Source organism: Aquiluna sp. (assembly GCF_965064355.1).
On sequence record NZ_CBCHRQ010000051.1, the window covers coordinates 1 to 10173 of the forward strand.

At 53.1% G+C, this 10173-nt stretch carries 9 protein-coding genes; 5 read left to right on the forward strand and 4 right to left on the reverse strand.

The annotated features are described in order from the left end of the window. Positions 1-128: 128 nt before the first annotated feature. From AC128V_RS05245 to AC128V_RS05255, 3 genes are read right to left on the reverse strand one after another with little or no spacing between them, the layout of a single operon-like run. Positions 129-611 carry a glutathione peroxidase gene (locus tag AC128V_RS05245; RefSeq protein ID WP_482763638.1) on the reverse strand — a complete coding sequence of 161 codons (483 nt, stop codon included), beginning with the start codon at positions 609-611 and terminating at the stop codon, positions 129-131. A gap of 39 nt (positions 612-650) precedes the next feature. Then, a complete protein-coding gene (locus AC128V_RS05250) occupies positions 651-1304 on the reverse strand; it encodes a Pr6Pr family membrane protein (RefSeq protein ID WP_482763630.1) in 654 nt (217 codons plus the stop codon). 9 nt (positions 1305-1313) lie between these two features. Then, the gene (locus tag AC128V_RS05255) at positions 1314-2285 is read right to left on the reverse strand and encodes an alpha/beta fold hydrolase (RefSeq protein WP_482763631.1); all 972 of its coding nucleotides are present in this window, start codon (positions 2283-2285) and stop codon (positions 1314-1316) included. A gap of 52 nt (positions 2286-2337) precedes the next feature. Between AC128V_RS05255 and AC128V_RS05260 the strand changes: the two genes are divergently transcribed. Genes AC128V_RS05260 through AC128V_RS05270 form a run of 3 tightly spaced genes read left to right on the forward strand, consistent with a single transcriptional unit; the run spans position 2338 to position 4427 of the window. After that, a complete protein-coding gene (locus AC128V_RS05260) occupies positions 2338-2634 on the forward strand; it encodes a hypothetical protein (protein WP_482763632.1) in 297 nt (98 codons plus the stop codon). Between the two features lie 12 nt (positions 2635-2646). Next, entirely contained in the window at positions 2647-3603 is a 957-nt protein-coding gene (locus AC128V_RS05265) for an aldo/keto reductase (protein WP_482763633.1), read from the forward strand. Between the two features lie 35 nt (positions 3604-3638). Then, on the forward strand, positions 3639-4427 hold the full coding sequence (locus AC128V_RS05270; RefSeq protein ID WP_482763634.1) for an HNH endonuclease family protein: 789 nt from the start codon (positions 3639-3641) through the stop codon (positions 4425-4427). Between the two features lie 3 nt (positions 4428-4430). On the opposite strand, the gene AC128V_RS05275 is transcribed toward AC128V_RS05270, so the two are convergent. Next, complete coding sequence (locus tag AC128V_RS05275) at positions 4431-5444, reverse strand: alpha/beta hydrolase (RefSeq protein WP_482763635.1); 1014 nt, start codon at positions 5442-5444, stop codon at positions 4431-4433. A 131-nt stretch (positions 5445-5575) separates the two neighbouring features. Between AC128V_RS05275 and AC128V_RS05280 the strand changes: the two genes are divergently transcribed. Further along, positions 5576-5977, forward strand: a complete 402-nt coding sequence (locus tag AC128V_RS05280; protein WP_482763636.1) for a DUF4190 domain-containing protein — start codon at positions 5576-5578, stop codon at positions 5975-5977. A 105-nt stretch (positions 5978-6082) separates the two neighbouring features. Further along, the coding region (locus AC128V_RS05285; protein ID WP_482763637.1) for a S8 family serine peptidase at positions 6083-10173 on the forward strand (4091 nt) is incomplete at its 3' end.

The following is a 10173-nucleotide window of genomic DNA, read 5'->3' on the forward strand; positions in this document are numbered from 1 at the left end:
TGTCATGACCAAAGGATAGCTTTGGTTCTTGGGAGGCGTTATGGAGCTGTGCTCAGTTTGCTTGAAGTTTTTCTTCAACTGCGAATGCGAATACTGCGAGTGCTTGGTGAAGAAGATAAATCTTGAACCTAACGAGGAAGATTAGCCTCGATTAGCGCAACAATCTTCTGGTCATCCGGAAGCATGTTTGGGCGGAAGCGGTGAATCTCACCGTTTGGTAGCACGAGGTACTTTTCGAAGTTCCATAGCACCGGGCCCGCAAGCCCCATGGCGTCCTTGGTCTTTACCAATTGCTTGTAGAGCTCGTGGCGCTTGCGACCGTTGACATCTGCCTTTTCTGTCATCGGGAAGGTGACTCCCCAGGTGGTGGAGCAGTACTCACCGATCGAGTCGCTGTCCTTGAGTTCCTGCATGAAAGAGCCCGATGGGACACCCAACACACTGAAGCCGCGGTCCTGGTACTTCTTCTGCAGCTGCTCGAGCTGCTCATACTGCGGTGAGAGACCGCAGCGTGAGGCGACATTCACGATTAGCAAAAGCTGACCCTTGAACTCAGAGAGGTTTCTAGGCTGGCCACTCAACATGGTCAGTGGCACGTCGTAATTAAGCATGGTTTTCATAACCCATTGCAGGGTGAATAAATTTCAGCCTTAAACGTTGGCGAGATTTCCGGTGAGCTTTTGCGCAAGCCTGCGAAGCAATATCAACACGAAGGCAAGCCCCAAGCCAAAGATCGTAAAGCCCAGGATGTAGAGCGCAACCCCGGTTTCGCCAACCTCGGCAGGGTTGAGGAACCAGTACGGCCACTCGCCAGCAGTGAAGCCGCGCACGATGCTGAAAAGCACCCAGACATAGGGGAAAACCAAGATCCAAAGCGCTTTGCGGAAATTGGTCTTCGGTCCTTTGACGGAAAGGATGTAGTCCAGGGTGATCAAGATCGGTCCATAGGTGTGGATTATCAGGTTTGGCAGCACTGGCCACTCGTAGCCAACATCTCTTGCGTCAATGGCGCCATCGCCTAAAAGCAGGTGATAGCCAGCCCCAATAACGATCATGGCAACCGTTGCACCAAGTCGAATTACGTTTAGCCGGCTGGTTTCAGTGCGGTGATTTACCAAATACAGACCACTGATTATCAGCACTATGCCGGCAAGGATCGCAGAATCAATCGAGAGTTTGCTGAAGTAATCCCAGGGGCGAAACAGGTTGTTGATGATTCGATCAGTTACCTGCCAAACCACGCTTGAAAGAAGCGCTACCCCAAGCAGCAACCTAAACCAACCAAATACGCCTTTGTATGTCATACCGAGACATTACTTGTTGGCTAGCAAGAATCCCGCGACCGCGGTTAGGAATTCTTGCGACTTCTCCTCATTTGGTAGGTGACCGCAATTCTCAATCACAACCAGCTGGGCATTTGGTAACTCTCCCGCTAAGCGAATCGAATCGGCAGTTGCTACCACCTCATCGGTATCGCCGGTAATAACCAAGGTCGGCACGGTGAGTAGGGCCAGCTGCTTATCGACATTGGTGGTCCGAGGAGCCTTGTTGTAGTTCCAGAACGCCTTTTCCCAGCCCACGATTTTCAGCGGAGCGGTGTATTTGGCTGTGAGCTCTTCGGTGACCAAACTCTTGTCGTAGTAGCTCTCTTGCAAAAGATCTAGGCCAGAGGTGGCAATCGAAGAGACCAGTGCCGGACCTACGTGGTTGAGCTGCGGGATGTCATAGATCCAGTTCAGCCAGGATGGCCCTCCACCGGTGCTGTAAACCGCTGGTGCCAACAAGATCAGCTCATCAACACTCCCTGGATTTGCTGCAGCGAAGGCAGCGGCAAGATTGCCTCCTGCGGAATGTCCAAGGATTACAACTTCTTTGCCGTCACCGAATTCATCCACCAACGCTTGAATTACCTCTAGCTGACCAGCTGAGGAATATGGGTTGGTGCCAGACCAGGTTTCTGGTCTTTCGGTGAAACCAAAGGCTGCACGATCGTAGGCAACCACAAAACCTTCGGTACCAAGCTCATCAAGAACTAGGTCCCAGGTCGAGACATTTGCACCAAAGCCGTGCAGTAAAAGAATCAGCTTGTCTGAACTTGGATCTCCAGCGGTTAGGTAGTGAACGTCGTGCCCAACTACCTCAATGAACTTGCTCTTATCGCCGAATTGCGCAGTAGCGGCCTCAACGTTTGTGAGGGTTCCGGAACTGTTTACCGGAATCAGGAATGGACCAACCAGTAGCAGGCTTAGAATCGATGCGAGGACAATCTTGGTTCTACGTTTCATTTGACCATTAACTCACAGTCCGAATTGTTTCACCCCCAAAGACAAGGTAAAGATGTCAAGCACGCGTTCCCTGGTCACCAACAGCCCAGGCGGAAAGTTTGAAAAGGGAGAGCTGCCACTTAGGGAACTAACCTCCGAGATGGTCACCGGACTCAAGTCCATTTCCGGAGCAAACACTGGAAACATCGCCGACACCCAGGAGATGCTGGACTTTTGTGCCGAGCACAACATCGTTTCTAACATCGAGCTCGTGGACGCCAGTGACGCTGCCGCTGTCGATGCAGCATATGACCGTGTGGTGGAAAGCGATGTACGCTACCGCTTTGTAATTGACGTCAGCACCATTTAGTAGGGAGCACTAATGAAGCAGCACAAACTAGGTAATCGCCAGGTCTCTGCAATCGGTGTCGGTTGCATGAACGTTTCTTGGATTTGGTCCAATGGGGCAGCACTAGATCCAGTGCGCCGCCAAGAGTCCGCTATCCCAGCGATCCACGCGGCGCTCGATGCCGGTGTGACGTTTTTGGACACCGCAGACATTTATGCCCCGACCTGGGATGAATTTGGCCACAATGAAGTATTCGTTGCTGAGGCTCTTAGAACCTGGTCCGGCACCAAGGAGCAGAAGAACAAGGTTGTTGTCGCAACCAAGGCCGGCATTTCTCGACAGCCAGGCGAGCGTTGGGGCCGAAACGGCAGCCTCGACTACCTACTTCGCGCAGCTGAGGCATCGGCTGGACGCTTGGGAGTTGAGAAGATCGACCTTTGGCAGCATCACCGCCTAGACCCAGAGATCGTGTTCGAGACTCAGGTCGCCAATGTTTTGGCTCTAAAAGAGCGCGGCATTGTCGATCAGATCGGTGTCTCAAACTACGACGCCAAGCAGCTAGAAATCGCCATCAAGATTGCCGGAGGTCCAGACGAAGGTGGCATTGTCTCGATCCAGAACGAGTTCTCACCGCGCTACCGATATGACCTAGATGTGCTTGCGGTGTGTGAGAAGTATGGCGTTGCGTATTTGCCATGGTCACCACTTGGCGGCATGAACAACAAAAAAGCCATCACCGATTCGGATGCCTTTGAAGAGATCGCAAATAAGCACAACGTCTCAAAGTATGCAATCGCCCTGGCCTGGGAAATCAAGACCTCACCAAGTGTGATTCCAATCCCAGGAGCGACCAGAACCGAGAGCATCCTGGACTGCATCACCGCACTGGACGTAACACTAAGCGACGACGATTTTGAATACCTGAATGCAAACCTGCCAGAGCAGGCAGAGTATTCAGGCGAATTGGTTCCTAAGCCAGCTCACCGCTAGCCCAAGATTGCTTTAGCCTCTCTAAGCTTTAGAGCGTGAGGCTAAATCGGGGGTCACTTTCCATCATTGGTGGATTAGTTGTCATTCTCTGGATTGTCTCGATCTTTAGTTCTTCTGATGAGCCAACCGAGCAGGTTACCTCGGCTTCTCCGACTCAAACAATCACGCGAACTGCGACCCCAGCCCCTACCCCTACGGCTTCACCAACAATTTCCCCAAGCACCGAATCTCCAGATTCACCAAAGCCCACAGAATCTAAAAAACCGACCACTAAACCAGCAACCCAGCTAACCGACCTGCAGGTATTGATTGCCGACTTGGTTGTTGCCGCAGAGCAGGGCGCGGGATACGACCGTGACCTATTTAGGCACTGGATCGATGCCGATGGTGATGGCTGCAACACCAGAAGAGAGGTGTTGATTGCGGAGGCCAAAGTAAAGCCAACAGTCTCCGGCGATTGCGACCTTTATGGCGGTGAGTGGTATTCGGTCTATGACCAGGTGACAACCACTGATCCGTCGAGTTTTGATGTTGACCATTTCATACCGCTCAAAGAAGCGTGGGACTCTGGGGCCTATGCATGGAGCTCGGATAAGCGCAAAGAATTTGCCAATGACCTAGGGTTTGGCGGAAGTCTTATTGCCGTAACGGCATCTTCAAATCGATCTAAGTCAGATCGCGATCCAGCCGACTGGCTGCCGGTAAACACCGGTTATCGCTGCAGCTATGTCACCAACTGGGTGAAGGTGAAAATTCGCTGGGGTTTGAGCGTCGACAAGACGGAACTTGCAATGATCAAAGAGTTTGGTAAGACCTGTAAGTAGGAATTACTTCAAGCTGGAATCGAAGAAACCAACCAGTGCACTCGCATAGCGATCGGTCTCGGAGAGCATGCCCTCGGTGTGGTCGGCACCCTCGAAAGTTTCAAAGGTGATGTTTGAACCAACCGATTTGGCGTAGTCGTAGAAGTCCACCGAAGACTGATACTTCAAACGTTGGTCAGCATCGCCGTGAAGGATCAACATTGGCCTTACGCCAGCCATAACGATCGAGTCCTTGACCGAGGTCTCAGTCAAATTCACTCCGTGCAGCACAAGTGCAGCAGCTTGGGCAAACTGCCATAAGAAAGCTGGGAAGCCCTGGTATTCCACCTCTTGAGCAGCTGCAGCGTTGAAGTCAAAAATGGTGCCTTCCATAGCGAAGGCAGAAACCAAGTCAGTCTTTGCTGGAACCAGTGAGGCTGCAATTGCACCTCCGGAAACACCAAACATGCCAAGCGAAGTTGCTGGAATTCCCTTTTCGGTGTTTAGCCACTTTGCAACCTCAGCGAAGTCAGACGACTCCTCTTGGCCAGCTGAGTGACGACCGTCGGTGCAGGTCGATGCACCAGCGTCGCGCTGGTCAACTAGAAGGACGTTATAGCCACCTTTTACCAACATGGAAGTTGGTAAAAGCGTGTTGAAGTCCTGCTTGCTGGTGCCGATGCCGTGGGTAACAATGACGGTCTTTTTGGTCTCATCAAAGTGAGGTGCGATCCACCAGGCTGCAAGTTCGACGCCATCTGCGACTGGGATCATTATTTCTTCGTAGGCAACGTCGGTGAGCCACCAGTCGCTTAGGTCGTAATCAACCCACTTGTTCCAGCCCTCGCCAGGGAACGGGCCGTTGTCAATACCAGCGGTGTAGAACTCGGCTGGGGTGTGATTAACATCATCTGCATTCACTGCGCATTCGACCGTGGTACCGGCCGTGTAGATGTAGTCGCCAACAGCCAGAGCACCGCCAGCAACTAGAACAACTAGACCGGCAGCAATACCTGTAATCACCCTTGATTTACGCATTTCACAAGGTTAGTGCTGAATCTCACCGCGTAACAACAGTTTCACTGACATGGCCAGAGCCAGATCTAGTGACTGGAATGATCCTTGGTGCTAACCTCGAGAGCAAGACCTTCGGCTTTTAAGGAGTCATAATGTTTTGTCAGGGATGCGGTACTGAGTTTGCACCGGGTGCAACTTTTTGTTCACAGTGCGGACAGCCAAAACCGGGTGCTGCCGCTTCAGTTCAAGAGCGAGCGCCACAGCAGATGCCGATGACGCAGTATCCAACTATGCAAGTTCCCCAGACCTCGGGGCTAGCGATTGGAGCCCTCATTGCTGTACTGTTCATCCCGTTTTTGGGCTTGATTCTTGGCTATGTGGCTCGAAATGACATCAGATCCTCTAATCCTCCAAAGGGTGGAGACGGGCTGGCAACAGCTGCAATCGTCATCGGTTGGATTTTCTTTGTTCTTGGCACCATCTCTGTAATCTTCCTGGCTTTGTTCTGGGAGGAATTCATGACGGGATTCTGGGACGGCTACTACGGCTACTAGCCTCAACTTTTAATCGTTACCTCGACCTCTCGCCAATTTGCTTGATTGGTGTTACTTTGAGACTTGGGTGATGGGAGCTTGTTGCGCCCGTCGAGCGGGGTAAAAATGAACAAGTCTTTTTCTCGAGTTCTTTCGGTCACAATTGCCACACTTCTGATGCTGTTGGGTCAGGGCACTGTTGCGATGGCCGCTAATGAACAGACATTCCAGGGCGAAGAAATCATCGCCAACCAGCTGATTGTTCAGCTGGAAAAAGATGCGCCTTCGGCGCAAGAAGTCTTTAGTTCCGGGTCAATCCTGAACTACTCCGCGATTGGTCTGGAAGGTGCCGGCACCTATTTGGTGAAGGTGAACCCATTTGACTCACTCGCCACAAACCTCTCCCGCATTGAAGCACTGGACGGCGTCGAATTTGCCGAGCCGAACTACGAGGTTGAACTCGACAACACCAGCAATGACACCCGTTATGTAGATGGCAGCATGTGGGGGCTTTACGGTTCAACCAGCTCTTCGACCACCAGCCCAACTAGCTCCAACGGCGTAAACGCAGCTGGGGCCTGGGCCAAGGGCTACACCGGATCCCGCGCGGTATACGTTGCGGTTATCGACTCCGGAATTAACATTTCTCACTCCGACCTTGCCGCGAACATGTGGACAAATGCTCAAGAGACCCCAGGTGACGGCATCGATAACGATGCCAATGGATTTATCGATGACATCAACGGATATGACTTTCTAAACAACGATGCAACCGTCTATGACGCCGGCGAACACCCACACGGAACTCACGTTGCAGGAACCATTGGTGCTGTTGGTGGCAATGGGCTTGGCGTGACAGGTGTTGCCTGGAACGTGAGCCTGATCTCGGCCAAGATCGTGAACGCCAGTGGTCAGGCATCTATCGCGGATGCGATTGAGGCAATCGACTACATCACCATGCTGCGCATGAAAAAAGGTCTAGACATCATCGCGAGCAATAACTCTTGGGGTGGCACTGCCTACTCACGCTCGCTTGAAAATGCAATCAAGCGCGGTGGCGATGTCGGAATCATCTTCGTAGCTGCAGCCGGTAACGATGCAACTGATCTTGGAACCACCGCTCAGTACCCAGCGGCATATGACTGCACCACCCCACACCGCCCATTTGACTGTGTGGTCTCGGTTGCTGCGATTGACCAGGCTGGCTTGCTTGCAAGCTACTCAAACTTCTCTTCGACCAAGGTCGACCTAGCGGCCCCTGGATCCAACATTCTCTCCACCTCAGGTGATGGCTACGCCACCCTCAGTGGAACTTCGATGGCAACGCCTCACGTCACCGGAGCAATCGCCCTCTGTCTTGCTTCCTATCGAGGAACCACCGCAGAGCAAGCAATCGCAAAACTTAAATCAACCACCACCGCCATGGGAACCTTGACCGGCAAGGTGGCAACCGGTGGACGCCTAAACGTCTCGGCATTTGTTGACTCTTGTGTTTCTGAGACAACTGCGCTCGCCGGTGCAGTTACTAACACCAAGCTTTCCGCTTTGTACACCGACCGCATGAGAGTCGACTGGGATGACACCGTTGCCGGTGACTACGAGCAAGAGCTTCAGGTCTCGGTCGGACCAAACGGTTGTTCCGGACCATTCACCCACTTCGGTTACATCGGACCTGGACTTACCGCCCTTCCGGTATTCAATCTTCAGGAAGCACAGTTCTACTGCTTCCAGGTCCGCGGTATTCGCGATGCCTCAACCACCACGTGGAACAAGTCCAACGTGGCAATTACTTGGACCAGCAACCTGCCTTACATCACTGGAAAGGTGACCCTGGCAGACGGTGTTACCCCGGTTGCAAAGATGCCGGTTAAGTGGCTGGCCTCTGGAGCGTATGCAGGTTTGGACAACTCAAATGCTTTGGTTGGCTACACCAACCTCGCGGGTGAGTATGTGCTTCAGGTCCCAAATGGCACCGAGGGCGAGCTGTTCCTAAACACCCCGCGCTGGGCCAACCGCGGCCTTGACACCATTCCTCCAACCCCTTGGGGCATGGAGGCCGGTGGCAAGTTGACAATCACCCAGGACACCGTGGTTGATATCAAGGTGCCGAGCATCAAGACCACCACCGTCACCGTTGTGCAGCACGGCACTAACCAGCCGGTCGTCGGCGGCAAGGTGCAGTTCGTCGGAGACACCAAGGGCTGTGTAACCGGAAGCTATACGCCTTTTGCCTCCGCTATCTCACCACGCTGTCTAACCTGGCCAGCCGGATATGCCCACTCGGGACCGGTCACTGATGCCCAGGGCAAGGTGACGATCGCAATTTTGGACACCGTACATGTGGCAAATGCCAACTACGAATTCATGGTGATCGATCCGCAGAACGCGGCCAAGAGCACAACCTTTAATCTCACCCCAACCTCTAGTGCAACTGTCACCGTCGTGATGAACCCACCGGTTGTTTTCTCCGGCAAGGTGTTTATGGCCGATGGAGTAACACCGGTATCAGGTGCAGTTGTGAACTGGCTAAACGATGGTCAGTATGCCGGCTTGGAGAACTCCAATGCACTGAAGGCAACCACCAACAGCACCGGTCAGTACTCACTATCAGTACCTGCCGGAACCTTGGGTCGTTTGTTTGTTAGCACTAGCCGCTCACCAAAGAATGCTTCTCCAACCAGCCCACAACTTCCTTGGGGTCTGGAAGCTGGCGGTATGACCAGCTCGACCGTAAGCAAAGAGATCAACCTTGTGATGCCTGCGCAGAACAATGTCACTGTGAATGTCACAAACGGTTCGACCGGAGCGTCAATGTCCGGGGCGATCTTGGAGTTTGTTGGCTACACCAAGACTTGTGTAACGGGTAGCTACACGCCTTTTGCTGGAGCTACTAACGCAGCCTGCACCACCTGGCCAGCTGGCTACGCTCACTCCGCTCCTCGAGCTAACTCATCAGGCGTTGTGAAGATCGCAATCTTTGCTCAGCAGCACTTGACATCGGGCACTCTCAAGCACGACTTCTTGGTTCGTGATGCAAGCGACACCTCAAGAACCACAAATCTAAGCGTCACAACCACCACCGACACCACGTTGAATGTCGTGATGAACCAACCTGTGACTGTCACCGGAAAGGTCTTCCTCTCTGACGGCACAACTCCGGTAGCGGGCGCTCCGGTCAAGTGGCTAAACGATGGTCAATACGCGGGTCTTGATAACGAGAACGCAATCACGACCACAACTAATTCCAGTGGTGAGTATTCGCTAACGGTTCCAAATGGAATCCTGGGAAGGCTCTTTGTGAACACTTCTCGCAGAGCCAACACCGCGACACCAACCTCTCCGGTTATCCCTTGGGGCCTAGAGGCCGGTGGAAACACCACCTTTACCCAGTCAAGAACCGTCAACATCTTGCTACCGGCTCAGAACCTGATTAAGTTCCAGGTCAAAGAGTGGGCTTCAAACAACGCTGTTGCCGGAGCATTTGTTGAGTTCTCTGGATACACCAAGACCTGTAAGACTGGCAGCTACACACCATTCCCAGGTGCAACCGCTCCGGTCTGCACGACCTGGCCTGGTGGTTACCCACACTCCGAGCCACTGACCAATGCCAGTGGCGAGGTGACAGTGGCCGTCTTTGCCTCTTCCCTAGTTGCAGACAACACCTACACCTGGAACGTCACCCACCCGATCGACTCAGCAAGAGTTGCCCAGGTGAGCTTTACGGCATCGCAAAGCGCAACCATTGCGGTTGTTATGCCAGGAACTCCAAGTCAGCCTGAGCAGCCTTCGGCTACCGCGCTAACCAACGAGGTTCGCTTGAACTGGACTGAGCCTTGGAACGGTGGAGCGTTTATTGACTACTACAAGGTTTGGGTATCGCTATCTGCCTCTGGCCCATTCACCCTCGTAACAAGCGGTGGATGTGCTGGCAACGTAGCCCCTGATCTCAGAACCTGTGTGGTTACCAACCTGACCCCGGGAGTTACCTACTACTTCGCGATCATCGCCCACAACGTAATTGGTTACAGTCAGCTCTCCATGGCAGTCTCTTCAACGCCAAAGGCAGCGATCTCAAGCTTTACAAGTTCCCCAACCCCAACCATCACGGGCTCTGCCCAAATCGGGCAGTTCCTGATTGCCGAGCCAGGTGCTTGGGATTCAGGAACTGCCTTTGATTACGAGTGGCTAAAGGACGGCAGTGCCATCGCAGGTGCTGT